17 protein-coding genes, 17 tRNA genes and 3 rRNA genes are annotated in these 26,083 nt (G+C 41.1%); 30 read left to right on the top strand and 7 right to left on the bottom strand.

Annotated features, from left to right (window positions below):
• Positions 1 to 2 precede the first annotated feature (2 nt).
• From LEGAS_RS09630 to LEGAS_RS09530, 21 genes are all read left to right on the top strand, one after another.
• Complete coding sequence (locus tag LEGAS_RS09630) at positions 3 to 1,187, top strand: pyridoxal phosphate-dependent aminotransferase (RefSeq protein ID WP_010386792.1); 1,185 nt, start codon at positions 3 to 5, stop codon at positions 1,185 to 1,187.
• Between the two features lie 436 nt (positions 1,188 to 1,623).
• Positions 1,624 to 3,173: ribosomal RNA gene (locus LEGAS_RS09625) — 16S ribosomal RNA — on the top strand.
• Positions 3,174 to 3,289: 116 nt separating this feature from the next.
• Positions 3,290 to 3,362: transfer RNA gene (locus tag LEGAS_RS09620), tRNA-Ala, on the top strand.
• A 193-nt stretch (positions 3,363 to 3,555) separates the two neighbouring features.
• A 23S ribosomal RNA gene (locus LEGAS_RS09615) occupies positions 3,556 to 6,469 on the top strand.
• Between the two features lie 88 nt (positions 6,470 to 6,557).
• Positions 6,558 to 6,674 (top strand): 5S ribosomal RNA (gene rrf, locus LEGAS_RS09610).
• The 16S, 23S and 5S rRNA genes sit together here with 16 tRNA genes alongside, the layout of an rRNA operon.
• A gap of 74 nt (positions 6,675 to 6,748) precedes the next feature.
• A tRNA-Ser gene (locus LEGAS_RS09605) sits at positions 6,749 to 6,837 on the top strand.
• 3 nt (positions 6,838 to 6,840) lie between these two features.
• Positions 6,841 to 6,913, top strand: a tRNA-Val gene (locus tag LEGAS_RS09600).
• Positions 6,914 to 6,962: 49 nt separating this feature from the next.
• Positions 6,963 to 7,035, top strand: a tRNA-Thr gene (locus LEGAS_RS09595).
• A gap of 8 nt (positions 7,036 to 7,043) precedes the next feature.
• A tRNA-Gly gene (locus tag LEGAS_RS09590) sits at positions 7,044 to 7,115 on the top strand.
• A 5-nt stretch (positions 7,116 to 7,120) separates the two neighbouring features.
• Positions 7,121 to 7,204, top strand: a tRNA-Leu gene (locus LEGAS_RS09585).
• Between the two features lie 5 nt (positions 7,205 to 7,209).
• Positions 7,210 to 7,283 (top strand) — tRNA-Arg (locus LEGAS_RS09580).
• Between the two features lie 65 nt (positions 7,284 to 7,348).
• Positions 7,349 to 7,422, top strand: a tRNA-Pro gene (locus LEGAS_RS09575).
• 25 nt (positions 7,423 to 7,447) lie between these two features.
• Positions 7,448 to 7,521 (top strand) — tRNA-Met (locus tag LEGAS_RS09570).
• 13 nt (positions 7,522 to 7,534) lie between these two features.
• Positions 7,535 to 7,608 (top strand) — tRNA-Ile (locus LEGAS_RS09565).
• Positions 7,609 to 7,641: 33 nt separating this feature from the next.
• Positions 7,642 to 7,731, top strand: a tRNA-Ser gene (locus LEGAS_RS09560).
• Between the two features lie 27 nt (positions 7,732 to 7,758).
• Positions 7,759 to 7,832 (top strand) — tRNA-Met (locus LEGAS_RS09555).
• 2 nt (positions 7,833 to 7,834) lie between these two features.
• Positions 7,835 to 7,908: transfer RNA gene (locus tag LEGAS_RS09550), tRNA-Asp, on the top strand.
• 25 nt (positions 7,909 to 7,933) lie between these two features.
• A tRNA-Phe gene (locus LEGAS_RS09545) sits at positions 7,934 to 8,006 on the top strand.
• A 35-nt stretch (positions 8,007 to 8,041) separates the two neighbouring features.
• Positions 8,042 to 8,112 (top strand) — tRNA-Gly (locus LEGAS_RS09540).
• A gap of 30 nt (positions 8,113 to 8,142) precedes the next feature.
• Positions 8,143 to 8,216, top strand: a tRNA-Ile gene (locus LEGAS_RS09535).
• A 403-nt stretch (positions 8,217 to 8,619) separates the two neighbouring features.
• Positions 8,620 to 9,813 (top strand): MFS transporter, encoded by a 1,194-nt coding sequence (locus LEGAS_RS09530; RefSeq protein ID WP_010387612.1) that lies wholly within the window; start codon positions 8,620 to 8,622, stop codon positions 9,811 to 9,813.
• Between the two features lie 39 nt (positions 9,814 to 9,852).
• On the opposite strand, the gene LEGAS_RS09525 is transcribed toward LEGAS_RS09530, so the two are convergent.
• Positions 9,853 to 10,626 (bottom strand): TIGR01457 family HAD-type hydrolase, encoded by a 774-nt coding sequence (locus LEGAS_RS09525; RefSeq protein ID WP_010387609.1) that lies wholly within the window; start codon positions 10,624 to 10,626, stop codon positions 9,853 to 9,855.
• A gap of 271 nt (positions 10,627 to 10,897) precedes the next feature.
• On the opposite strand from LEGAS_RS09525, the gene LEGAS_RS09520 reads away from it, so the two are divergent.
• Positions 10,898 to 11,326: a hypothetical protein gene (locus tag LEGAS_RS09520; RefSeq protein ID WP_010387608.1), complete on the top strand. Its 429-nt coding sequence runs from the start codon at positions 10,898 to 10,900 to the stop codon at positions 11,324 to 11,326.
• Complete coding sequence (locus LEGAS_RS09515) at positions 11,326 to 12,117, top strand: DUF6681 family protein (protein ID WP_013232074.1); 792 nt, start codon at positions 11,326 to 11,328, stop codon at positions 12,115 to 12,117. The genes LEGAS_RS09520 and LEGAS_RS09515 overlap by 1 nt, the downstream gene beginning before the upstream one ends.
• Before the next feature lies 1 nt (position 12,118).
• On the opposite strand, the gene LEGAS_RS09510 is transcribed toward LEGAS_RS09515, so the two are convergent.
• Positions 12,119 to 12,562 (bottom strand): GNAT family N-acetyltransferase, encoded by a 444-nt coding sequence (locus LEGAS_RS09510; RefSeq protein WP_010388620.1) that lies wholly within the window; start codon positions 12,560 to 12,562, stop codon positions 12,119 to 12,121.
• 50 nt (positions 12,563 to 12,612) lie between these two features.
• Here LEGAS_RS09510 and LEGAS_RS09505 point away from each other — a divergent pair, with 50 nt between their 5' ends.
• The 4 genes from LEGAS_RS09505 (at position 12,613) to LEGAS_RS09490 (ending at position 17,454) form a co-directional block, all read left to right on the top strand.
• Entirely contained in the window at positions 12,613 to 14,823 is a 2,211-nt protein-coding gene (locus tag LEGAS_RS09505; RefSeq protein ID WP_013232073.1) for an LTA synthase family protein, read from the top strand.
• A 97-nt stretch (positions 14,824 to 14,920) separates the two neighbouring features.
• The gene (locus LEGAS_RS09500) at positions 14,921 to 15,973 is read left to right on the top strand and encodes a glycosyltransferase (RefSeq protein WP_010388619.1); all 1,053 of its coding nucleotides are present in this window, start codon (positions 14,921 to 14,923) and stop codon (positions 15,971 to 15,973) included.
• Positions 15,974 to 16,026: 53 nt separating this feature from the next.
• Positions 16,027 to 16,503 (top strand): MerR family transcriptional regulator, encoded by a 477-nt coding sequence (locus LEGAS_RS09495; RefSeq protein WP_010388617.1) that lies wholly within the window; start codon positions 16,027 to 16,029, stop codon positions 16,501 to 16,503.
• Positions 16,504 to 16,533: 30 nt separating this feature from the next.
• Positions 16,534 to 17,454: an RluA family pseudouridine synthase gene (locus LEGAS_RS09490; protein ID WP_013232072.1), complete on the top strand. Its 921-nt coding sequence runs from the start codon at positions 16,534 to 16,536 to the stop codon at positions 17,452 to 17,454.
• 44 nt (positions 17,455 to 17,498) lie between these two features.
• Here the strand turns inward: LEGAS_RS09490 and LEGAS_RS09485 are convergent, their stop codons facing one another.
• From LEGAS_RS09485 to LEGAS_RS09475, 3 genes are all read right to left on the bottom strand, one after another.
• Positions 17,499 to 18,218: an MIP/aquaporin family protein gene (locus LEGAS_RS09485; protein ID WP_010383286.1), complete on the bottom strand. Its 720-nt coding sequence runs from the start codon at positions 18,216 to 18,218 to the stop codon at positions 17,499 to 17,501.
• Positions 18,219 to 18,470: 252 nt separating this feature from the next.
• The gene (locus tag LEGAS_RS09480) at positions 18,471 to 20,525 is read right to left on the bottom strand and encodes a copper-translocating P-type ATPase (protein ID WP_013232071.1); all 2,055 of its coding nucleotides are present in this window, start codon (positions 20,523 to 20,525) and stop codon (positions 18,471 to 18,473) included.
• On the bottom strand, positions 20,522 to 20,956 hold the full coding sequence (locus LEGAS_RS09475; RefSeq protein WP_010389500.1) for a CopY/TcrY family copper transport repressor: 435 nt from the start codon (positions 20,954 to 20,956) through the stop codon (positions 20,522 to 20,524). The genes LEGAS_RS09480 and LEGAS_RS09475 overlap by 4 nt, the downstream gene beginning before the upstream one ends.
• An 87-nt stretch (positions 20,957 to 21,043) precedes the next feature.
• Between LEGAS_RS09475 and LEGAS_RS09470 the strand changes: the two genes are divergently transcribed.
• Both LEGAS_RS09470 and ubiE read left to right on the top strand, forming a co-directional pair.
• On the top strand, positions 21,044 to 22,483 hold the full coding sequence (locus LEGAS_RS09470; RefSeq protein WP_013232070.1) for an o-succinylbenzoate--CoA ligase: 1,440 nt from the start codon (positions 21,044 to 21,046) through the stop codon (positions 22,481 to 22,483).
• Positions 22,484 to 22,532: 49 nt separating this feature from the next.
• A complete protein-coding gene (gene ubiE, locus LEGAS_RS09465; RefSeq protein WP_010389502.1) occupies positions 22,533 to 23,243 on the top strand; it encodes a bifunctional demethylmenaquinone methyltransferase/2-methoxy-6-polyprenyl-1,4-benzoquinol methylase UbiE in 711 nt (236 codons plus the stop codon).
• A 336-nt stretch (positions 23,244 to 23,579) separates the two neighbouring features.
• Here the strand turns inward: ubiE and LEGAS_RS09460 are convergent, their stop codons facing one another.
• Entirely contained in the window at positions 23,580 to 25,010 is a 1,431-nt protein-coding gene (locus LEGAS_RS09460) for an MDR family MFS transporter (RefSeq protein ID WP_010389505.1), read from the bottom strand.
• Positions 25,011 to 25,132: 122 nt separating this feature from the next.
• Here LEGAS_RS09460 and LEGAS_RS09455 point away from each other — a divergent pair, with 122 nt between their 5' ends.
• Positions 25,133 to 25,726 (top strand): TetR/AcrR family transcriptional regulator, encoded by a 594-nt coding sequence (locus tag LEGAS_RS09455; protein WP_013232069.1) that lies wholly within the window; start codon positions 25,133 to 25,135, stop codon positions 25,724 to 25,726.
• A gap of 278 nt (positions 25,727 to 26,004) precedes the next feature.
• Here LEGAS_RS09455 and LEGAS_RS09450 read toward each other — a convergent pair.
• Positions 26,005 to 26,076: transfer RNA gene (locus tag LEGAS_RS09450), tRNA-Asn, on the bottom strand.
• Between the last annotated feature and the right edge of the window lie 7 nt (positions 26,077 to 26,083).

The following is a 26,083-nucleotide window of genomic DNA, read 5'->3' as shown; positions in this document are numbered from 1 at the left end:
TTATGCAATTTGAAGAATCAAATTTACTAAAAACATTACCTAAACAGTTTTTCGCATCACTCGTTGCCAAAGTAAATGCTAAAATTGCAGCAGGTGCAGATGTTATTAATTTAGGACAGGGTAATCCAGACTTGCCAACGCCTGATTATATTGTCAAAGCTATGCAAAACGCGACAGCTAAGGCTGCTGATCATAAATACTCATTATTCCGAGGCGAATTACGATTTAAAGAAGCAATTGCTCAGTTTTACTTAACTGAGTATGGTGTGACCATTGATCCCAAAACAGAAGTGGCTATTTTAGCAGGTAGTAAAATTGGTTTAGTTGAGCTACCTTGGGCACTGATGAATCCTGGGGATACGCTCTTGTTACCAGATCCAGGTTACCCAGATTATTTGTCTGGCGCCGCTTTAGGTCGTGTGAATTACGAAACAGTACCACTTAAGCGTGAAAATGATTTTCTAATAGACTATTCAGCAATCCCAGTGACAACAGCAAAAAAAGCTAAGTTTCTTTACATGAATTATCCTAATAATCCAACAGGTGCCATTGCTACATCTAATTTTTATGAACAAACAGTTGCATTTGCGAACCATAATACTGTTGGTATTGTGTCAGATTTTGCCTATGGCGCGATTGGTTTTGATGGTCATAAACCACTTTCTTTTTTGCAAACACCAGGGTCCAAAGATGTTGGTATTGAAACCTATACGCTTTCGAAAACATTTAACATGGCAGGTTGGCGTGTTGGTTTTGCGGTCGGGAATGCAGATATGATAGAAGCGATTAACCTGATTCAAGACCATCTCTTTGTCTCAATATTTCCAGCAATACAAGATGCAGCAATTGAAGCATTAAGCAATACAGAGGCACGTCAAAATGCTGTTAAGTCATTACAGAAAACATACGAAAGGCGACGAAATGCCTTTATTTCAGCTGTACGCGAATTCAATTGGGAACCTTATGTGTCTAAGGGTGCTTTTTATGTACTAATGCCGGTCCCAGAGGGATATAATTCAGCTTCATTTGCTGATCTACTGTTAACAGAGGCTAATGTTGCCGTAGCAGATGCGTCTGGCTTTGGGGATGAAGGTGAAGGTTATATCCGTGTGGGATTAACAATTGAAGAAGAGCGTCTCGTGGAAGCTGCAAAAAGAATTGGACAATTGGCGGTTTTTAAGGTTTAAAAAAAGAATGTTAAGCGTGCAAACGCGGGCGTTTGTGCGTTTTGAGGAATGAGGGCAAAAAGAAGAAAGAAAGTATTGACAAAGGGAAAAAAGGGCGTATAGTAATAATAGTTGTCTGACAGGCGCGACGAAGTGTCAGGAAACAAGAACTTGAAGAGCTTTTAAAAAGAAGTTTCAGAAAGTAGTTGACAGAGCGAGCGAAGCGTGGTAAGATAATATAGTTGTCTCAAGCGAGAGACAGCGCGTAGCACATTGAAAACTGAACAAAACTTTGAACAAACGAATCTGTTGCTAGTGGTACGAAAGTATTGCTAAAGAAACAAATTTGCGAAGTCAATTCGTAACAAACAAATAAAACGGATCAACGTTATAGAGATATAACAATTAGTCAGTTTAATCGAAGAGTACATCTTCAAGCGATGAATTTAAATTCATTTAAATTGAGAGTTTGATCCTGGCTCAGGATGAACGCTGGCGGCGTGCCTAATACATGCAAGTCGAACGCACAGCGAAAGGTGCTTGCACCTTTCAAGTGAGTGGCGAACGGGTGAGTAACACGTGGATAACCTACCTCAAGGTTGGGGATAACATTTGGAAACAGATGCTAATACCGAATAAAACTTAGTATCGCATGATACCAGGTTAAAAGGCGCTACGGCGTCACCTAGAGATGGATCCGCGGTGCATTAGTTAGTTGGTGGGGTAAAGGCTTACCAAGACAATGATGCATAGCCGAGTTGAGAGACTGATCGGCCACATTGGGACTGAGACACGGCCCAAACTCCTACGGGAGGCTGCAGTAGGGAATCTTCCACAATGGGCGAAAGCCTGATGGAGCAACGCCGCGTGTGTGATGAAGGCTTTCGGGTCGTAAAGCACTGTTGTATGGGAAGAACAGCTAGAGTAGGGAATGACTTTAGTTTGACGGTACCATACCAGAAAGGGACGGCTAAATACGTGCCAGCAGCCGCGGTAATACGTATGTCCCGAGCGTTATCCGGATTTATTGGGCGTAAAGCGAGCGCAGACGGTTAATTAAGTCTGATGTGAAAGCCCGGAGCTCAACTCCGGAAAGGCATTGGAAACTGATTAACTTGAGTGCAGTAGAGGTAAGTGGAACTCCATGTGTAGCGGTGGAATGCGTAGATATATGGAAGAACACCAGCGGCGAAGGCGGCTTACTGGACTGTAACTGACGTTGAGGCTCGAAAGTGTGGGTAGCAAACAGGATTAGATACCCTGGTAGTCCACACCGTAAACGATGAACACTAGGTGTTAGGAGGTTTCCGCCTCTTAGTGCCGAAGCTAACGCATTAAGTGTTCCGCCTGGGGAGTACGACCGCAAGGTTGAAACTCAAAGGAATTGACGGGGACCCGCACAAGCGGTGGAGCATGTGGTTTAATTCGAAGCAACGCGAAGAACCTTACCAGGTCTTGACATCCTTTGAAGCTTTTAGAGATAGAAGTGTTCTCTTCGGAGACAAAGTGACAGGTGGTGCATGGTCGTCGTCAGCTCGTGTCGTGAGATGTTGGGTTAAGTCCCGCAACGAGCGCAACCCTTATTGTTAGTTGCCAGCATTCAGATGGGCACTCTAGCGAGACTGCCGGTGACAAACCGGAGGAAGGCGGGGACGACGTCAGATCATCATGCCCCTTATGACCTGGGCTACACACGTGCTACAATGGCGTATACAACGAGTTGCCAACCTGTGAAGGTGAGCTAATCTCTTAAAGTACGTCTCAGTTCGGACTGCAGTCTGCAACTCGACTGCACGAAGTCGGAATCGCTAGTAATCGCGGATCAGCACGCCGCGGTGAATACGTTCCCGGGTCTTGTACACACCGCCCGTCACACCATGGGAGTTTGTAATGCCCAAAGCCGGTGGCCTAACCGTAAGGAGGGAACCGTCTAAGGCAGGACAGATGACTGGGGTGAAGTCGTAACAAGGTAGCCGTAGGAGAACCTGCGGCTGGATCACCTCCTTTCTAAGGATAAACGGAAAGTAGCAGGGGCATTAGATTGCCAGTTCAAGAAGTTCAAAGTTTTGTTTAGTTTTGAGTGTGATACCGACATAGGGATCATGGTCAAAGATGACACCTATGGGGAATTAGCTCAGCTGGGAGAGCACCTGCTTTGCAAGCAGGGGGTCAGCGGTTCGATCCCGCTATTCTCCATAGGCAGTGTCAAAGCTGCCGGAGTTGCACATTGAAAACTGAATAGTAACAAATTCTTTTAAAGATAAGTAAAATTATTAATAAATTAAGCCGAGAAACAAAGCAATAAAGAAGTTCTGTAACAGGAATGGAAAAAAACGCAGGTCTGAAAGAAGACCAACTCATAAACTTAAAGCACAACTTTGGTTGTGACGGTTAAGTTAATAAGGGCGCGTGGTGGATGCCTTGGCACTAGGAGCCGATGAAGGACGTGACTAACTACGATAAGCTTTGGTGAGCGGTAAGTACGCTAAGACCCAGAGATTTCCGAATGGGGAAACCCAACTCGCAAAGAGTTGTCAATAGTTGAATACATAGATTATTGACGGAACACGCTGTGAACTGAAACATCTCATTAGCAGCAGGAGCAGAAAGAAAAATCGATTCCCCAAGTAGCGGCGAGCGAAACGGGAAGAGCCCAAACCAGAGTGCTTGCATTCTGGGGTTGTAGGACTGATAAATAGAAGTTACAAAAGTGTTTTATAGCAGAACAAGTTGGGAAGCTTGGCTAAAGAGGGTGATAGCCCCGTACGCGAAATAAAGCACACTTCTTTCAGGATCCTGAGTACGGCCGGACACGTGAAATCCGGTCGGAATCTGCGGGGACCATCCCGTAAGGCTAAATACTCCCTAGTGACCGATAGTGAACCAGTACCGTGAGGGAAAGGTGAAAAGCACCCCGGAAGGGGAGTGAAATAGTTCCTGAAACCACGACGCCTACAAGAAGTCAGAGCCCGTTAATGGGTGATGGCGTGCCTTTTGTAGAATGAACCGGCGAGTTACGGTATCGTGCGAGGTTAAGGTGGAAAGACCGGAGCCGCAGCGAAAGCGAGTGTGAATAGCGCGAATAGTACGATGCTGTAGACCCGAAACCAGGTGACCTACCCATGGTCAGGATGAAGGTGAGGTAAAACTTACTGGAGGTCCGAACCGGTGCATGTTAAAAAATGCTCGGATGAACTGTGGGTAGCGGTGAAATTCCAAACGAACCTGGAGATAGCTGGTTCTCTCCGAAATAGCTTTAGGGCTAGCCTCATTATAAGCATACTGGAGGTAGAGCACTGTTAAGCCTAGGGGCCCATCTCGGGTTACCAAAGTTTGATAAACTCCGAATGCCAGCTATGTATGAATGGGAGTCAGACGATGAGTGATAAGATCCACCGTCGAAAGGGGAACAGCCCAGATCGCCAGTTAAGGTCCCTAAATATATGTTAAGTGGAAAACGATGTGATAGTGCATAGACAACTAGGATGTTGGCTCAGAAGCAGCCACCATTTAAAGAGTGCGTAATAGCTCACTAGTCGAGTGCCATTGCGCGGAAAATGTACCGGGGCTAAACATATTACCGAAACTGCGGGTGTGCGTAAAGCACGCGATAGGAGAGCGTTGTAAGGGCAAAGAAGGTAGACTGTAAGGACTACTGGAGCGCTTACAAGTGAGAATGCCGGTATGAGTAGCGAAAGACAGGTGAGAATCCTGTCCACCGAATGACTAAGGTTTCCTGGGGAAGGCTCGTCCTCCCAGGGTTAGTCGGGACCTAAGGCGAGGCTGAGAAGCGTAGTCGATGGCTAACAGGTTGAGATTCCTGTACCAGTAGTAATGCGTTTGACCAATGGAGGGACGCAGGAGGCTAACAGAAGCGCACTGATGGAAATGTGCGTGCAAGCAGTAAGTTTGGGAAAGAGTGAAATGCTTTTTTCTGATAAGAACAAGCTGTGATGCGGATCGAAATAAAGTAGAGAAGTCTGTGATGTCACACTGCCGAGAAAAGCTTCTAGGGAGTATTACACTGCCCGTACCGCAAACCGACACAGGTAGTCGAGTGGAGAACACTAAGGTGAGCGAGAGAACCCTCGTTAAGGAACTCGGCAAAATGACCCCGTAACTTCGGGAGAAGGGGTGCTCATTGTAAAAGATGAGCCGCAGTGAATAGGCCCAGGCGACTGTTTATCAAAAACACAGGTTTCTGCAAAATCGTAAGATGAAGTATAGGGGCTGACGCCTGCCCGGTGCTGGAAGGTTAAAAGGAGTGCTTAGCTTCGGCGAAGGTACGAATTGAAGCCCCAGTAAACGGCGGCCGTAACTATAACGGTCCTAAGGTAGCGAAATTCCTTGTCGGGTAAGTTCCGACCCGCACGAAAGGCGTAACGATCTGGGCACTGTCTCAACGAGGGACTCGGTGAAATTTAAATACCCGTGAAGATGCGGGTTACCCGCGACAGGACGGAAAGACCCCATGGAGCTTTACTGTAGCTTGATATTGAATGTTTGTGCTGCTTGTACAGAATAGGTAGGAGACGAAGAGGATTGGACGCCAGTCTAGTCGGAGTCAAAAAGTGGGATACTACCCTCGTTGTATGAACATTCTAACACTGGTCACTTAACGTGATCGTGGACAGTGTCTGGCGGGCAGTTTGACTGGGGCGGTCGCCTCCTAAAAGGTAACGGAGGCGCTCAAAGGTTTGCTCAGAATGGTTGGAAATCATTCGTAGCGTGTAAAGGCATAAGCAAGCTTGACTGCGAGAGCAACAACTCGAGCAGGTACGAAAGTAGGACTTAGTGATCCGGTGGTTCCGCATGGAAGGGCCATCGCTCAACGGATAAAAGCTACCCTGGGGATAACAGGCTCATCTCCCCCAAGAGTCCACATCGACGGGGAGGTTTGGCACCTCGATGTCGGCTCATCGCATCCTGGGGCTGTAGTCGGTCCCAAGGGTTGGGCTGTTCGCCCATTAAAGCGGTACGCGAGCTGGGTTCAGAACGTCGTGAGACAGTTCGGTCCCTATCCGTCGCGGGCGCAGGAAATTTGAGAGGAGTTGCCCTTAGTACGAGAGGACCGGGGTGAACAAACCGCTGGTGTACCAGTTGTTCCGCCAGGAGCATTGCTGGGTAGCTATGTTTGGAAGAGATAAACGCTGAAAGCATCTAAGTGTGAAACTCGCCTCGAGATGAGATTTCCCATTCGAAAGAAGTAAGACCCCTTAGAGATGATGAGGTAGATAGGCTAGAAGTGGGAGTTGAGTGATCAATGAAGCGGACTAGTACTAATAGGTCGAGGACTTAACCAAAGTCAAGAACGGAAGTTCAAGAGATATGAGTGGCAAAATTTAGAAGAAGAATTTGATACTATTTAGTTTTGAGTGTAAAACTCAAAGGTGTCGTATTGATAGCATAGAGGACACACCTGTTCCCATTCCGAACACAGAAGTTAAGCTCTATCACGCCGAAAGTAGTTGCCGGATCGCTGGCTGCGAGGATAGGAAGATGCGGTGCCGTACATAGAGAGTACTCTGAGAAGGGTACTTTTGGTTTATGAAGTAAGAAGATAGTGAGAGAGTGGAAGAATCGGAGAGGTGTCCGAGTCTGGCCGAAGGAGCATGGTTGGAAACTATGTAAGCAAGGAATTGTTTCGAGGGTTCGAATCCCTTCCTCTCCATAGGGACGCTTAGCTCAGCTGGGAGAGCACCTGCCTTACAAGCAGGGGGTCACAGGTTCGATCCCTGTAGCGTCCATTGGCGAAAGCCAAGGAAACAAAACCGTGGCACGTCGGGATAAAGCGCTGCCGACTTAGCTCAGTTGGTAGAGCACCGCTCTTGTAAAGCGGGGGTCGAAGGTTCGAGTCCTTTAGTCGGCATGATCCATGCGGAAGTAGTTCAGTGGTAGAACATCACCTTGCCATGGTGGGGGTCGCGGGTTCGAATCCCGTCTTCCGCTTATATGCCGACGTGGCGGAATAGGCAGACGCACAGGACTTAAAATCCTGCGATAGAGATATCGTACCGGTTCGATCCCGGTCGTCGGCATATATGCACCTATAGCGCAATTGGATAGAGCGTCTGACTACGAATCAGGAGGTTGCAGGTTCGACTCCTGCTAGGTGCATAGAGGTTGAAGTAATTCAAACTCTTTTTTTAAGTTTAAAGGGGCAGAGGCCGCAAAGAACTTATCGGGACGTAGCTCAGCTTGGTAGAGCACCTGGTTTGGGACCAGGGGGTCGCAGGTTCGAATCCTGTCGTCCCGATTGACAAGGAATTGTCAAAGAAGATCGCGGTGTAGCTCAGCTGGCTAGAGCGTCCGGTTCATACCCGGGAGGTCGAGGGTTCGATCCCCCCTGCCGCGATAGGATCGATATAGGACCTTTAGCTCAGTTGGTTAGAGCAGACGGCTCATAACCGTCCGGTCGTTGGTTCGAGTCCAACAAGGTCCATGTAGGGCTATACTGTATTGCAACACAGATGATGGAGAATTACCCAAGTCTGGCTGAAGGGAACGGTCTTGAAAACCGTCAGGTCGAGAAATCGGCGCGTGGGTTCGAATCCCACATTCTCCTTAGGTAGCGATACCTGAATACTATTATCGCGGGATGGAGCAGTCTGGTAGCTCGTCGGGCCCATAACCCGAAGGTCGCAGGTTCAAATCCTGCTCCCGCAATTGGTCGCATGGTCCAGTTGGTTAGGACGCCTGCCTGTCACGCAGGAGATCGCGGGTTCGAGCCCCGCTGTGACCGTTTAGTGTGGACGACATGCTAAGATGGCGCTGTAGCTCAGTTGGTAGAGCATACGATTGAAGCTCGTAGTGTCGGCGGTTCGACTCCGTCCAGCGCCATAGATGTGCCAGTAGGGGCATCAGGGAAAAGCGATGCGAATGTAGTTCAATGGTAGAATTCCAGCCTTCCAAGCTGGCTATGCGGGTTCGATTCCCGTCATTCGCTTTTATGCACAGCTGGGCATAAAAGAGATAAGGGCTATTAGCTCAGTTGGTTAGAGCGCTGTGTTGATAACGCAGAGGTCCCAGGTTCGAGTCCTGGATGGCCCATAGATAAGTGAGTGACTGGCAGCAGTCATTCACTTTTTTTGCTTTTTTTACTTGATGTCACTGAGCTTAATTTTTCTAAAGCAATGAAATATTTCTTATTGCTTTCATGAAAAAATCACATTTCACTAAGTAAGGCAATTTATATTATTGAACAAAAGGTTATATTGTCAAGTTAATTGACAAGTTTCTAAGAAGATTAAAAAAATTTTGCGAAGATTGTGAAAAAGTGGTATTCTAAAAATAACTGATTTCCGTTTACAATGTTTTCATGCAAGCGTACGGTGTAAAATTGAACGAAGGTTTCTGAAAATGGATAGCACGAAAACTGTTTTTCGATTATCACCTTCACCAACATAGCTTTACAACAATAACTGTTGTGTTGGTGAATATCGAAGGATGACTCATGGAAGAAAAATTATTTAACAAAGGTTTTATTATAATCACAATTATTAATTTTATTGTGTATCTTGTCTATTATTTGATGATGGTAATCATAGCTGTCATGGCCCACAATGAGCTACATGCGTCGTTTGGTCAAGCAGGATTAGCATCAGGTATTTATATTATTGGTACGTTGGTTGCAAGGTTAATTATGGGTAAGGAACTCGAATTAATTGGGCGTAAACGTGTAGCGCGTTGGGGTGTTATATTTTACCTTATTACGACTATTGCTTATCTAGCCGTTCCATCAATCGGTGCGCTGGATATTGTGCGTTTATTAAACGGATTTGCATATGGCATGACTTCAACAGCATTGAATGCCATTGTAACCGAGTTTATTCCAGATCGACGTAAAGGTGAAGGAATTAATTACTACGGCTTGAGTACGAGTTTAGCAGCAGCTATTGGACCGTTCATTGGTTTGTTATTGTTTCATGCGACAGGATTCCATTTCATTGTGATTATGTCGGTTGTTTTGATTGCTATTTCTATGTTTGCATTGTTCGCAATTCAAATTAATAATGTTAAGTTAACAGATGAACACAAAAATGAATTAAAATCATGGAAAATATCTAGTTTTATTGAATACAAGGTTTTGCTGATTGCATTCATTGGATTTTTGATGGGCTTGTCTTATTCAAGTGTATTGTCATTTTTGGCATCGTATGCAGAAACTTTGAATCTTGTTTCAATTAGCTCGTTTTTCTTCGTCGTGTATGCAGGCATAGTGACATTAACACGGCCAATGTCTGGGCGCATATTTGATCGATTTGGTGAGAATTACGTGATGTATCCAAGTTATATATGTTTGACAATTGGTTTGATAATACTTGGTATGACAAATAGTGCTTGGATGTTGTTATTGTCAGGTGCATTTATTGGCTTGGGATATGGCACATTTATGTCAAACGGACAGGCTGTTACATTGAAGTTAGTAACGAGCCATCGTATTGGTATTGCCTTGTCAACCTATTTTATCGGTTTAGATTTAGGATTAGGTGTTGGTCCATACATCTTTGGTGCGCTTCATGGGCAATTACCATTCCGTGATTTGTATTATATTGCAGCTGTTATTCCAGTTGTATCTGCTATCTTATATTTGTTATTTTACAGACCTAATAAGAATAAAATAGAAGAAATTAATCAATTAGCTTAATATAAAAATGGCTTGTTTCACGTGAAACAAGCCATTTTTTTATATTATCCAATCGTCTAGAGACTGGACTTCGTGAGTTGGTTTTTTAAGTACTTGTGTAATCTGGTCAGGTGTTGACACGCCAGAATAAACTAGCAATGTGTCAATATTATTGTTGATACCTGCTAAAATATCCGTGTTGTAATTATCACCAACCATAATAACATCTGCTTTTTTGACTGACATACGTTGTAGCGCGCCAGTCATAATTGGGGATTCGGGCTTTGCAATAACTAACGGATCTGTCTGTGTAGCTGTTTGGACAGCAGCTATTATTGCACCAGCACCAGGCATTAAACCATGTTCTGTTGGTAAATTTGTATCAACGTTGGTCGCAATGAATTTAGCACCAGATTGAATTGCTTCGGTTGCTATTGCTAATTTTTGATAAGTGACATGGTGGTCTAAACCAACGACTACAGCGTTTGCAGACGTATCGGTCACAATTGTGAAGCCCGCAGCAGTCAATGCCTCGATTAAGCCAATTTCACCAATAACATAAATTTTAGTGCTTAAGGGCATGTGTAGTGACAAATAATCAGCAGTTGCCATAGCACTTGTGTACACTTGATCGGGTGATGTGGGAATATCATGGTTGATTGTTAAATTGTTCGCCACATCAATTGGATTCTTGGTTGAGTTGTTTGTGACAAATAGATAAGGGATTTGGGCGTCGCGTAAACGTTCAATAAAACGCCTACCTGAAGGATACTTAGTTTTACCTTGGTATATGGTGCCATCGAGGTCAATGAAATAAGTTTTGTAGTGTGTCATCGTTTAATCTCCATTTAATTTGAGTCAATTATATTATATACATCAACTCGTGTTGATATCAAACAACGAATCAACGGACTTCTCTCCAATCTCAATCTCCCAAAACATAAAATCTCCCTAAAATATTTTATAAAACATGTCCGCCCGCAAGCAGTTGCGGGTTTTCGTTGCATATAGGGATAAATTGGTGCAACTCATTACTGAAAAAGGTAGAATAGAGTGATGAAAGTTGTATCAACTTTACTAGATCTAACATCATTTGGGGAAAACAATGTCTAAAAAATATAGAACGCCACCTTTTTTAACACCATCGGCTATTGTATCACTTATAGTTGCTATCAGTGCGGGGAATATAGCTGTCAATGTTGCAACGGGAACAAGTGAAGGTGGACAAACTGCACCACGTCAAAGTAGTATAAGCCCGTCATCGTCTACGTCAAGTAGTAATTCAGATTTGACCACTAGTAAAACAACATCTAGTAGTAATGATGAACCTTCTGGAAAAGAAGATGAATCTGCTAAGCAGCCGACAAGTAGTACAGCGAATACCTCTGCCAATAGTAGCAGCACAGCACCAAGGGCAACAAGTAGTGACGTACCTGCCAGTTCTTCAAGTTCGGTATCAGAGTCTAGTACGCCATCAGTATCAACGTCTGAAGCAAGCTCGCGTGCAAATAATGTTCCGGGGGGAGGCCAATAATGTTTACAATTCTTGATCTAATTAATCATTATTTAGGTTATTTTACAACCAGCTCCAAGATAAAAGGGCGCATTTATACCGCAGTCAGTGCTGTCGGTGTCTGGTACTTAGTTTATTTAGCCTATCGCTTTTTTGCAAACGGTCGTTGGTTACGGGGATCATTGATAGCTGCTTTTTTTGTTTTTTTGTTTTATTTTGTGGTGCTAAATATAATATATTATTTTACAAAATCTACTTTTAAATGGGATGTTTCACCACATATTGAAAAAATACTTGGTGGACCACATGTGGATGAGGAAACATCTAAACAGTCCACGATGGTACCAGCCAATGGTATATATCAACGTCAAAATATTATGACTGGTGTGGTTGAAAGCGACATAGTGCAACAAGAAAATATCACATTATTAGCAATAGAGTTAGATCAGTTAGGTCTAATGAGTCATGATTATGGCCATCTTGGAGAGCAGGCACAGCGACAAATTATTGCGCAACGAGATGTTGTGTTTGCTAACCATCCAGGCACACTATTACCATATTTTGATATGGTGGTTGGAGATGACGCAACTAAGATTGTAGGTGGTGTCAATCAACTGCAAGCTCATGACCTCGGAACGTTAGTCATGGTAGGTATGACACCAACGAAACAGGCACTGAATAATTATCGTTTGGCGCTATCTGCAGTGCTAGTTGCTGGCGGTGTTGGTCATACTGCAACACGTTCAGAATTAACTAATACTGAAAGAGCATACAAAATTCAAGTAGAAGTAGCTTACGAAAAAAAGAATTGAATTACTTCAATTCTTTTTTCATACCGATATGAGCTATGCCTGCTTCAAAAAATTCAGAACCATATGTGTGGAAATTTAATTGATCGTAAAATTTTCTAGCTTGTATTTGAGCACCAAGGTCTAGCGTATGAATATGGTAAATAGGGGCAAGACTTTCAATGTAATCAAATAGTTGTGAACCCAATCCTTGACCACGCATGTCATATAATGTTGCGACACGTTGGACATGCCAAACGCCTGTGTTTTCTTCTATGACACGTGCAGTGGCTGCGGGTTGGTCATTAACGTAAGCAACGATATGTAGGGCTTTTTTCTCTGTTAGTGGGTTGTTCATCTCATCAGCGAGTGATACACCCTGTTCACCAACGAAAACAGTGGTTCTTATATTGAGGGCATCATCATGGATTACGCCAAGCCCTAATTGATGTTTAATTTCTATTGTCATATTAAATATTATAACAAGATTTAACACAAGGTGTATAGGATATTGGTATAATGGAATTTATGGAAAACCGAGTAAAAAAAACTTTGAAGCGTTTCTACAGTAACGTTCTTTCACCAAAAAATTGGATACGTCAATTAAACACACGGCTGGGAATCTTTACATGGGTCATTGTAACCTTAACATTGAAGACAATTTTAGCTTATGGTGCTGATTTTGAGTGGTTACATGTGCAAGATCCAATTCAAGTCGTACTCATGTTGCTAAATCCGGTAGGATTTACCATTTTGCTGTTTAGTCTGACGCTTTTTATCAAACCTAAGCAATTGTATTATGGTGCACTCATTGTACTTGACGCAGTGATGACATTGTTACTATATCTCAATGTTATTTACTTTAGAGAGTTTTCAGATTTCATGTCAGTTAATACAATGCTTGGCTATAATACAGTTAATCAGGGTGGAAAAGCTGCGGGAGCTATAGCTTTTGGGATGCATGATTTTTTGTTTTGGATTGACATTGTCATACTAATTGCTTTATTTTTAGCACGTAAAATACGTTTTGATAATGAAGTATTACCTCGTTTTAAACCATTTAAAATTTTGACAATTGGATTTTTTGTTTTAACGACTAATCTTTTGGTGGCAGACATTGATCGACCACAGCTTTTAACGAGACAATTTGATCGAGAATACATGGTTAAATATCTCGGACTTGGGCCATTTATGATTTATGATGGCATTAACACGTATCAAACAGGACAAGTACGTAAAAGCGCCACACCAGAAGAATTTACGCAAGTTAAGAATTATATTCAGAAACATTATGCTAATATCAATCCAGAATTTTATGGCAAAGCAAAAGGGAAAAATGTGATTGTCATCCATCTGGAAAGTTTCCAGCAAATGTCAATTGACCGTAAGATTAATGGTCAAGAGGTGACACCATTTTTAAATAGTATTTATCATAGTAATAGTACTATTGCGTTTGATAATTTTTTTCATGAGGTTGGCCAAGGGAAAACGTCGGATGCTGAAAATATGTTGGAAACCTCTACTTTTGGGTTACCACAAGGATCGTTATTCTCCAAACTAGGCAATGATCAAACATTCCAAGCAATGCCGGCAATTCTAGGCCAACGAGATGGTTACTCCAGTGCGGTATTTCATGGTAATTTGGGGACTTTTTGGAATCGTAATAATGTCTATAAACATATGGGCTATCAAAACTGGGTTTCTGGTGATTATTTTGATGTGACTGGTCAAAAGGCAACAACGTGGGGACTGAAAGACAAATTATTATTTAAGGAATCAGTGCCCTATTTAGAAAATTTGCAGCAGCCATTTTACGTAAAATACCTGACTGTGACTAACCATACACCATATACGTTAGACAGGGAAGATCGTGATCCAAATTTTGTTACGACTAATAGTGGCTCGAAAATAGTGGATAATTATTTTGTGACTAACCATTATTTAGATCAATCGGTGAAAGAATTCTTTAATTATCTTAAAGCTTCTGGCTTGTACGATAAGACGATGGTTGTTTTATATGGGGATCATTATGGTATTTCTAATACAGATGCCAAGTATTTGGCGCCAATTTTAGGAAAAAACGAGAATGAATGGAATGACTTAGATAATGCCAACTTACAGCGTGTGCCCTTTATGGTGCATATACCGGGTATGAAAAAAGGATATATTGACCATCAATATGGTGGTGAAATCGATGTTGCGCCAACAGTTGAACATTTGTTAGGTGTTAGCACACAACGTTATATACAGTTTGGGCAAGATTTGTTGAGTAAACAGCACTCAGATGTTGTTGCATTTCGTAATAAAGATTGGATAACAAGCGATTATGCGAGCTTATCTGATCGTTATTGGGACGTGAAGACAAATGAAATCATTACAAATCCTAGTCCCAAATTACAGAAAACATTCGATCGTATTCAATCGGGTGTCAATGAAAAATTAGCAATGTCAGATAACCTTAATCAGAAAAACTTATTACGTTTTTATAAACCAAAAGGGTTTAAAGAAGTTGAAGTGAGTCAATTTGATTACAGTAAACGTGCAACAATTAGCCGTCTAAAGAAACAAAACGTTGTTTTAGGGAAAGCATCAACTAGTTTATTTGCTAAAAACGGGAATCAATCAACATTAAGCAAATATGTAACAGATGCACCGGAAGCAAATGACGAAAAAACTGATTCGACACGCTTGTTACCACGCAATGCAGATGACTGGAGTCAGATAGAATAGTGATGATTTGCCAACTTAGGGTTGCTGCTAACAGAGCTGCCCGCAAGTTGGCATTTTTTGTTACAATAGATTAAATGTCATTTGGAGGTATATTAGGATGGAAATTTTGATTGCGTTAGAAAATATTGGATTAGGTGGCATGAAACGCGCCACAACAGTAGTTGGGAATGCATTGAGCACACGACACTCGGTCACATATTATAGCTTTTCAGATACTGAACCTTTTTATGATTTAGAAGCACCACTTATCGTCGGGAAAACGCCTCGGATATTTGATAATGATGCGCAGCCATTTCAACGTTTTGATCGACAAATTAAAGAGTTTGAAGCAGTTGCTAGTCATTTTGATGTTGTTATTTTAGCTGGCGGATTGTTATCCAGCTTTGCGGCACAGTTAAGTTTACCAAATACAAAGCTAATCGGTTGGATGCATAATAATGTTCATACGTATCAAACGCAGTATTATGCAGCCATGCGGCAGGAGTTTGATGCGGGTTTACGTGCGTTAGATGTGATTGTTGCACTAACGGAATCTGATTTGGCAGGATTTTCAGTATATAATAAAACAGTTAAAATTTGGAATCCATTGACTATTACGCCCAATGGACATGCTAATTTAGCAAAGCATACTATTGCTTTTACAGCTCGAATAGCTATTCAACATAAAGGGATTGATTTTGCCGTTCAACTAGCTTCAAAATTACCTGAAGACTGGCAATTAGCAATTGCTGGCAGTGGATCACCTGAAGATATGTTAGCATTTAAACAATTGGTGGCAACCTACCAAGCGACAGATAAAATTATTTACCGCGGAGCGTTGAAAGATGATGATTTAAGGGCACATTATCAAAATGCGAGCCTATTTGTACAAACTTCGCGCTGGGAAGGGCTACCATTAGTCTTAGTTGAAGCTATGAGTTTTGGATTACCAGTTGCTGCCATGAGAAACACAGGGTCAGCTGAAGTGTTGCGCGAAGGAGATTACGGTATTTTGACACCTACTGCTGATGTGGCAGCTTTGTATACAGCAATTGAACCTGTTCTTCTTGACGAAGAAGTACGTCAGGCGTATTCTGAGAAGAGTCTACAGCGTGTAGAAAGTTTTAAAATTACGCCTATATTATCACAATGGGAAACATTATTTAACTAAAAATTTGACAACTAAGTTAACAAGAATATAATAATGCATAGAGGCGCGTACGCATGAGTTCAGAATCGATCCCTACACACTTTAGAAAATTTAAAAAACCGTCATTTGATAATCTTCAATTTCGAATTGGCGAATTAGCCCGTATGACAAATGTGTCTACCCGGCAATTACGTTATTGGGAAAAGCAGGGTTATGTTACGTCAATTGAACGGGATGATTGTCAAGAAACACGCTTATATGGGTTTCGAGCTTACATTAAGGTGTCAATCATCAAACAACATCTTGACGATGGTGAATCATTACATGAAGCTGTTTTATCGGCTAATGATCAACTTGAAACTGTATCAGTTATGCAGCATATTATAAAAAAAGCCTTTCAAGGCTTCGAAAAGTATGAAGATGAGTTTGTTGTTAATCTTGGTTTTTTTGACGAGGATGAGACGCAATTACTTTATGCTTCTATTGACGGGGGGAAAGTCAAGTATAAACTTGTGAGTGTGTCTGATAAAAATGCACAGTCAAAAAAGTGAAAATGGTATGTCATTTAAGGAGCATCAGTTATGGCAACGACTTGGGTCCATCAATTTACAATAACTAACCAAAACGCGGGGCAGTCTGTTAAACAAACATTGAAAATGTGGTTGTTACCACAACGGATCCGCGGTGCGTTACGAATTAAAAAAAACTATTTAGTCAATGGTAACGAAGTACCCACTAGTTATGAACTGCAAGTCAACGATAAATTAACTTTACGGTTTGATCAGGAAGATTTTCGAACGAGTGAATCACATTATCCGCCAAATGGTATGCAACGTGTTGGAATCGTTTTTGAATCAGAAGATTTTGTTGTTGTAAATAAACCTGCGGGTATGAAAATGCATCCACATACACTAACAGAAAATGATACCTTATTAAATTACTTGGCTGCTGATTTCAGTGAGAGACATCTCGTCAGTGCTGGCGTTGTGGCAAGGCCGTATATGGTTCATCGTCTTGACCGGGAGACATCCGGAGCCGTCATTGTAGCTAAAAACCCTGTTGTTGTCCCAATATTAAACCGAATGTTGGCTGACAAAGACATTAAACGTACTTACTTGGCATGGGTTAATGGTAAAATGACTGGTAATTCCGGGACAATTAATGCGCCGATTGGTGTCGATTTGGATGATGATCGAAAACGTATGGTCAATGGCATTGATGAACAACTAGCAATAACACATTGGACGCAGATACATATGGTATTTCAAAAAACGCTGTTACGTGTACAATTAGAAACGGGTCGTATGCATCAAATTCGTGTTCATCTTGCAGCTATTGGACATCCAATCATTGGTGATTCATTATATGGCAGTGCAATGGGAACCGTACGTATGATGTTGCATGCAACATCAATTGAACTCACGATACCATTTAGTGGGGACACAAAAATGGTTAGTGTACCAGTACCACCAGATTTTCCACGGCAACTTTCAATACAATAAAAAATCATCTCACATATGATGAGATGATTTTTTATTATATTAAATTAGGCAACTTCTTTAACTTCTTTGTTGAAAAAGTTAGCGGCATATGCTGCCAAAACGCCACCAAGTAAGTTAGCGACGATATATACCCAAACATGACCTAAGGCTTTTCCTTGAACAAAGATAGCTGGTGATAGGGCACGAGCAGGGTTAAAGGCACCACCAGTGATTGGTAATGCGACGATAAGCAAAGCTGATAACCACAGTCCAATAATGATTGGGGCTGGTACGTTAGCCAATTTTGTAACAATTGAAATAACTAAAATGAATAGGAATGTCAAAACTAATTCAAATACAAAAGCTGTTAACGTTTGGCCATCAGCAAAGTTTGTTTGACCTAAGCCGGCAAGGTTCACAAATTGTGACACTGACATTTTTTGACCAGACAAAGCTTGTACGACTGTTGGTGATTTTAGGTAGGCTGATATACCGCCGTAAACGGCAGCTGAGGCTACAATGGCACCAAGTAACTGGGCGATAACATAACCAATGAATTCAATCCATGTTAAACGCTTTTGTATAGCCATTGACAATGAGACAGCTGGGTTGAAGTGTCCGCCTGAAATATTGCCAAAGGCATAGATTGCAACTGCGAGGGCTAATCCAAAGGCCAATGCAATTGTTAATGGTGAAGATGCTGTAGCAGCTGAATAAACAACGCTACCAGTTCCGACGAACACCAATATGAAAGTGCCGAGGAATTCTGCGATATACTTACGCATGAGTATGTTCTCCTTAAGTTATGTAAAATTACCAATACATTCTATTATACACTTTTACATTAAACAACAGTTAAATTGTGACAGAAACTTAAGCGAAGTTAAATACTTTATATTATTAAGTGTGAGTTTAGCTAGTAACTTCCTATCATTAAAAATGATAAAATTATTAGAGAAAACGCTTACATTGTTGATTTGAATGCCTTTAAATGGAAACTAATTATATGGTTTCTTTTGTTATACTTACGGGAGGTATTATTTTTGGTTTTGTGACGCTTTAAGCGTCATCGCATTAAGTGTCACAATAATCGTTGAAAGTGACATCACAATGGCACCAATCATTGGATTGAGCATTACACCCATGGCAGCTAAAACACCCGCAGCTAAAGGAATAGCGATAATATTATATCCGGCCCCCCACCATAAGTTTTGAATTTGTTTTGTATGAGCGCGTTTAATGAGTTGTAGAAAATCAATAATTTTTGGTAACTGATTAGCAATCAGTACAGCATCAGCTGCAGCTTGTGCGACTTGCGTGCCAGCTCCGATAGCTATCGACAAGTTTGCTTGCGCAAGTGCAGGGGCGTCATTTATGCCATCACCAATCATCATAACATCACCTAGTTGTTGGTATTTAATGACTAGGGCAATTTTCTCTTGAGGCGAGACTTGGGCGTGAATAGCGTCGATATCTAATTGTGCAGCAACATCTTGTGCCGCTTTTATGTTATCACCAGTGACAAGAACAGGCGTGATACCTAGTTGAACAAGATGCTTTACGAATTCAGATGCTGTGTCTCTAACAGTATCACCTTGTGAAATGGCTGCAACAACTTGATCATGTTTTAATAAATATGAAATTGAACCCTCGTCATGTAATGGTGTGAATAATATATGCTTTTCAGATAAAAAACGTTCAGATACTAACAAATAATGTGTATTATTGACCATACCAGAAACACCATAACCAGCAAGGTTTATGACATCTTCGGCTTGTAACTGAGGGGCCTGAATTTGATGACTATATGCTGTAATTGATTGTGCGAGTGGATGAGTTGACTGCGAATCTAGCGCTGACATAATAGCAACGGCTTGTGTTTCATCTAAACCATAAGTGATAATACGATTGACGCTAAATTTTCCGGTTGTCAACGTCCCTGTTTTGTCCATCAAAGCAAATTGTAAATGATTTGCGGTGGTTAATGCCTTACGATTTTTAATTAAAATGCCCTGTGCGGCGGCTACTGATTTTGTACGTTGAATAACTAATGGCACAGCTAAGCCAAGTGCGTGTGGACAGGCAATCACGAGGACAGTGACGGCAATATTAATAGCAGCGCTCAAGCCACGTAGACTGGTCCAAACAATTAAGGCAACTAAAGCAAAAATTAAAGCTAACCAGAAAAGGTAGCTGGCGACACGATCGGCCAGTGTTTCAACACGTGATTTTTGATCTTGTGATGTTGCTAGGACACCCTGCAATTGACCTACAAAAGAATTGTTACCAACTTGAGTTAATCTCAAATCTAACGAGCCATTGCCATTAATTGTGCCACCGACAACAGGACTATTTTCAGACTTATCAATGAGTTGACTTTCACCAGTCATAAGAGATTCATCAACTTGACTGTGACCTGTGATTACGACACCATCTGCTGGAAATGCTTCTCCTGCTAATACTTGGACAATCATGCCAGGTTTCAATGTATGAAGCGGCATATCCATTATCATATCGCCATGCCTGACATGGGCACTATTTGGCATTAATGCTCGTAATTTATCTGTGGCATCACCAGCTTTCATGGTTGCTGCCATTTCAATACGATGACCTAATAGCATAATGACCGTTAAGGTAGCAAATTCCCAGAAAAAATCCATGATATGAGTACCATGAACGAATTGATTGGCTAGTAAAGCATAGATTGAATACCAAAACGTAACTAGTAGTCCCATGCTAACAAGGCTCATCATTGCTGGTTTTTTGGCTTTAATTTCACTTTTGGCACCATCAAAAAATGGCTTTGAACCAATAAAATAAAGGAGCACAGAGAGTATAGCTGTGACCCAATTACTGCCAGGAAAAATTAGTGTGAATGGTAAAGATAAACCCATGAAAGGTGTGATGAGAATGATTGGGATCATTAAACCAAAAGACCACCAAAAGCGGCGTTTCATGTCAGTCATATCCATATTAGACATACCAGGGTCAGCAGCCATATGCATGTGGTGCTGTGACATATCATGATCAGCCATATTTTCAGTCATAGGCATGTTGGCCATATTGTGATGGCTATGTTCAGTCATTTTCATTGTTCATCCTCCCAGTTATTAGGCATGCAATTACACGCCACAGTTTCAGGTGCAGTACTCAGTTTTTGCGATAAAGTATCTTGTAAGCGCAAAATATCATATCGCGATAAAGGTGTTGAAGCAATGGCATTTGTTATAGCATCTCCCACACACATCGCGCACATCGAGTTAATGGTCTGATGAAGGGTGTTTGTCATAGCATCTTGCTCAGTGATGGTTGGTTTATAAAGCCGATCACGAACAGCGCCATTATCAATTAAATAACTTTTATTTGTCAACCGAGTGATGAGCGTTTTGATCGTTGATGGTGACCAGTCTGTTTTAAGGCGCATAACACGTATAATTTGTCGACTTGTTGCCTCTCCAAGTGTCCAAATAACACGCATAATTTCCCACTCACTGGTGGTCATGTTTTTATTTGTTTTTATCATATCTATAGTTTACATTTGTAGACTTATAAAAGCAAGCGCTATCTCGTTGTAAATGATATGGTAATATAGTTATTAAGAGGTTTTGACATGGAAAATTGGTTGACAAAGCGTGCGCGATTAACGCCAAACCGTGTGGCAGTTGCCGACGGCAAAAAGCAAATGACATTTGACCAAGTAGCAAGTGAAGCAGCAAATATTGCTGGGAAAATTGCTGCGTTGCGAGATAAAAATGAGCGTGTGGCACTGATTATGAGGAATAGTATACAGGGTTACCTTGTTATTATGGCATTGCAACAGCTCGGGAAAACAATTGTATTTATTAATCGACGACTATCAGCTAGGGAAGTGAATTATCAGTTGGCTGATGCATCAGTTACGGTAGTGTTGACAGATGATAACTACGATAAAAAGTTGACGGTTACGCAGCAAATTAAGTTTTCTGAGTTACCGGAAAGTAGCGCGGCAATACCGGTCGCTGAGTACCCAGAAGATTTTGTGACAAGTGTCATGTACACTTCGGGTACTACAAATAACCCAAAAGGTGTCATGCAAACCTATCATAATCATTTTATGTCGGCGGTGGGCAATGCTTTAAATCTTGGCTTGACGGCAGAAGATACATGGCTGGCTGTGGTGCCTATTTTTCATATCAGTGGTTTTTCTATTCTAATGCGCAGTCTGATATACGGTATGCGAGTCATGCTTGTAGAAAAATTTGATGCGTCGAAAATTAATAAGTTATTAATTCAAGATTCAATTACGACAATGTCTGTTGTACCAGTCATGTTGAAACAATTGTTAGCGGAACTGCCAAAAAATGTGAACTATAATGATAAATTTCGGGCAATGTTGTTAGGCGGTGGCCCAACGGATAAACTGACTTTGCAGCAAGCACAGGCACATCATTTGCCAATTATTCAATCCTACGGCATGACAGAAACTGCTTCTCAGATAGTGGCACTTGATCCAACTGATATTCATGATAAGTTGGGTTCAGTTGGGAAACCATTATTTCCAGTTTCTATTGAAATAAGGGATCAATTTGGGAAATCGGCTCAAAAAGGCAACATTTGGATTAAATCACCAACTTTGACAGTTGGGTATCTTAATCAGCCAGCTAAGTTAACTAAAAATATGCAATCTGGTTGGTTTAACACCGAAGATTTTGGTTATTTTGATGCCGATGGTTTTTTATATGTTCAAGGTCGTGCCGGCGATATGATTAGCTCTGGTGGTGAAAATATTTTTCCGGATGAAATTGAAGCCACCTACGCTAAAATGCCTGGATTAGATAACATGGTTGTTGTTGGGGTACCAGATCAACTGTGGGGATCGATTCCTGTTGCTGTTGTTACCGGTGTGAATTTGTCGATGGATAAGTTACGTCAATATGGACGTGATAACTTAGCGCATTATAAAGTACCAAAACACTTTTACATCGCTGAAACATGGTACCATACAGCGAGTGGTAAAACTCAGCGTCATCGTTTTGTAGCTGTGTTATCTGAATTAAAAGAATTGAAATAATATTAATAATAGGAGAAATACGTGAGTTAACGTTTCACGTACTAAAATTATGACACAATCACCAAAAAATACTGATGTTCAGGCGCTTTTTAATAAAATTGCCCCTGAGTATGACAAAATGAATAACATTATCTCTTTTGGGACCCATAAACTATGGCGCCAAAGGGTGATGACTAAAATGACTTTTCCTGTAGGGGCGCATATCATTGATTTGGCAACGGGGACAGCCGATTGGGCAATCGCATTGGCAGAAAAAAGTGATACTACGGCAGATGTTACAGGGCTTGATTTTAGTGAGGAAATGCTTGCAATTGGGCAGAAAAAAGTTGATGTCAGTGATTTCTCTAATAAAATTACCTTGATTCAAGGGGATGCGATGGCATTACCATTTGAAGATGATACGTTTGATATTGTGACAATTGGCTTTGGACTACGTAATTTGCCTGATCCAGTGCGCGGATTGCAGGAAATGTATCGTGTACTAAAATCGGGTGGACAGCTTGTTATTTTGGAAACCTCTCAACCCGATAATCCACTTGTGAAACCATTTTGGCAACTCTATTTTGGTAAAGTGATGCCAATATTTGGCAAAGTCTTTGCTAAAGGAAAATATATAGAGTATAAATACTTGGATGAAACAACTGAAAACTTTATGGATTACTTGACTTTAGGGCAAACATTGCTGAAAATAGGATTTCAAAAAGTGACTATTTCACGTTTTAATCTAGGTGCAGCAGCAGTACATTATGCAATCAAGTAGGTCAGTTGTAAAAAGTCGATTAAGATATACTTTAATCGACTTTTTTGTTGGTAGTAAATATAAAAAAGAAAACCTCATCAATATGTCGCCGATAATTCTGCAATTTGGCATAGTAATTAACAAACAATGGTAAATGGCCGGTCTTAAATTCTAGGCAGATAGGTTTCTGGTCAAATGGGTTGCATTTTCTGGATATTTTATTCTGTCCAAGTTATTGGGTTCACTTCAAATATACTGCGGCCTTTTTTATTACAGTTTAATATCTTAGTATTGTTGATATACTAGGCCATGTCAAATCGTGGTTAGCGATAGATTTCTATAAGTAGACCTGTCCTGTTACTTAGCTTCCTTACCACTTAATAATAAACAAGGTAACACAATTGCGAAGGCAAGCCATGCTAACCAGGTAAAACCGTTTGACAAAGCCGTAGAATATAAATGTTGTGCCAAATTTGGGTGCGAAGTTAATGCAGTTTGTTGTTGTGTCAACAACTGGGTAAACTTGTTAGAAACAACCATAGAAACTAACGATGTGCCATATGCGCCACCAACATTTTGGAAAATACGAGTACCAATGGTAGCTTCTGGGACATCTTGTTTAGGCATCCCCGTGTAGGCGTCAGTCATCAATGGTACAAAAACCGTGTTGATGCCAACACCACTAATAAAGAGAATAACACTAATCAGCCACATGCTGGTTGTTTCATCAACTTGTGTCAAAGCAACTAATCCTGCAACAACTAAGATAAGACTACCGAATACCAAATTGCGTACGCCCAATTTATCCATTAATTTACCCGTTAAAGGACGTGCCAAGAACATACCAATACCCTGTGGAATCAATGCATATGAGGCATTTAGGGCACTAAATCCACGTGCTGATTGAAAGTAGGTCGTCAACAATAGAGATGTACCGTTCATGATGATGGATGCTAAAATCAAGCCAACTGTGGCACCGACATATGAATGGAATTTAAACAAATGTAAAGGTAAAACGGCGGTTTCTTTACGAATATAGGCCCAAATCAGATATAAAATGAGCAAAGCAATACCCAATATAATAAAAGGTTTAGTTTCGCCATTCCAAAGTGTCTTATCTGCCTTAACAACAGCATAAATTAAAGCTGTCACAAAACCGCCCATCAATAAGGTACCAACTAAATCAAATGGTTTGCTGGTGTTTTGAGCTGGCATGTGTGGTAACTTCCAAAAAATGTCAATAATAGCTAACAGGCTGACTGGTACGTTGACCAAGAAAATCCATTCCCAAGAAGCAGAGTTCATAATAAGGCCACCAATAATTGGACCGAAAATTGGACCTAACATCATAGGTAACCCAACAACAATCATGAGTTTCCGAAAATAAGGACCAGCCTGTTGTACTAGCAAAGTCGTCAGCATTGGAATTAATAATCCTGCACCGAATCCTTGTATAATACGTGCAACAATTAACCAATTTAAATTTGGTGATAGTGATGCAATGATTGAACCGACCAGAAAAATGACTTGGGCCCAAAAATAAGCTAAACGGCCATCAAACCGATTTAATAACCAACCAGAAAAAGGAATCGCAATACCCATTGTGAGTAAATATGCACTTGCAATCCACTGAACGTGGGCTAAAGTGCTATGAAATGTTGTGACGAAGTGTGGAATAGCAATGTTTACCATTGTGCCATCAAGCATAGGTGCAAGGGAGCCTAACACAAGAATCCATGCCATTGTCATAAGATCTTGTGGGACTTTGTTTTGTTTTTTATCTAACATAGATAACTCCTTTTTTAAGTACATCGTGTACTTAAATTATGATACGTTGTGTATCTAAACTGGTCAACTTTTTTAAGGACCACAAGGTGCAATGCGTATCTTAAATATGTTAAACTAGAGTTATGACAGAAACTAGAAGACGCGGGGACAACCTCGAGACAACAATTTATAACGTGACACTTAATATTTTAGAGCGTGATGGCTACGATAAAACGACTTTTGCGCAAATCGCGCGCGAAGCTAAAACAAGTCGTAGTGTTTTATATCGTCGTTGGGATACAGTATTTGAATTAGTGCATGATGCCATTGCACAACAAAACATGCAACATAATTGGGACACAGTTGTGATTGATACGGGGAGTTTACGTGGAGATTTAATTGCTATAGGTGAATTTTTTCAGTCTCATGGTTCACATATGAATGACGAATTTATTCACGCCGCTGCCACGGAATTCAGCTTAGGTTCACCAACTGCGCGACGCATTATGATGCAAGCTTATCGGTCGGATTTAGCCTTAGTAAACGGGTTTGTGAGTCATGCTATTCAACGAGATGAATTACAGCATACGCCAAGTGAACGTGTGAGGTTGTTGTTATTTGAAATTTTACGTTATCATGGCATTTTAATTCACGAATTAGTTTCACAAGATGTTGTTGCTATTGTTGATGAAATTATTTTACCAGCATTTTTTGCAGGTGGTCGTGATGTTAAGTGAGTACGTAATGATTGTGATGGCAAATGAGTTATGGTTAATGCAACAACACCTCTAACTTTTGGTGCTATCAAAGTACCATTTAGTTCTGAAATGTATAACGGTTTATCTCAAAAATATTTAGCAGAACCAGTAATTTCATATTTATTTTGACTAGACAACCATGAGTTTAAATTCATTTGAATATTTTGACATAAGAAAACCCGATAACTTTCTGAACAGATTTTTATGCTGTCCAAGTTATCGGGTTTTCTTCAATTTGATGATGTTTCTTTTTGAGACTGCTCCACCTGGGATCGAACCAGGGACCATCACATTAACAGTGTGCTATTCTACCGCTGAACTATGGAGCAATGAGTT

Origin of the sequence: Leuconostoc gasicomitatum LMG 18811, assembly GCF_000196855.1 — a bacterium.
In the GTDB taxonomy this organism is placed as follows: domain Bacteria; phylum Bacillota; class Bacilli; order Lactobacillales; family Lactobacillaceae; genus Leuconostoc; species Leuconostoc gasicomitatum.
Note: the sequence above shows the minus strand (reverse complement) of the source record. Positions and strands in the feature narration are given on the sequence as shown.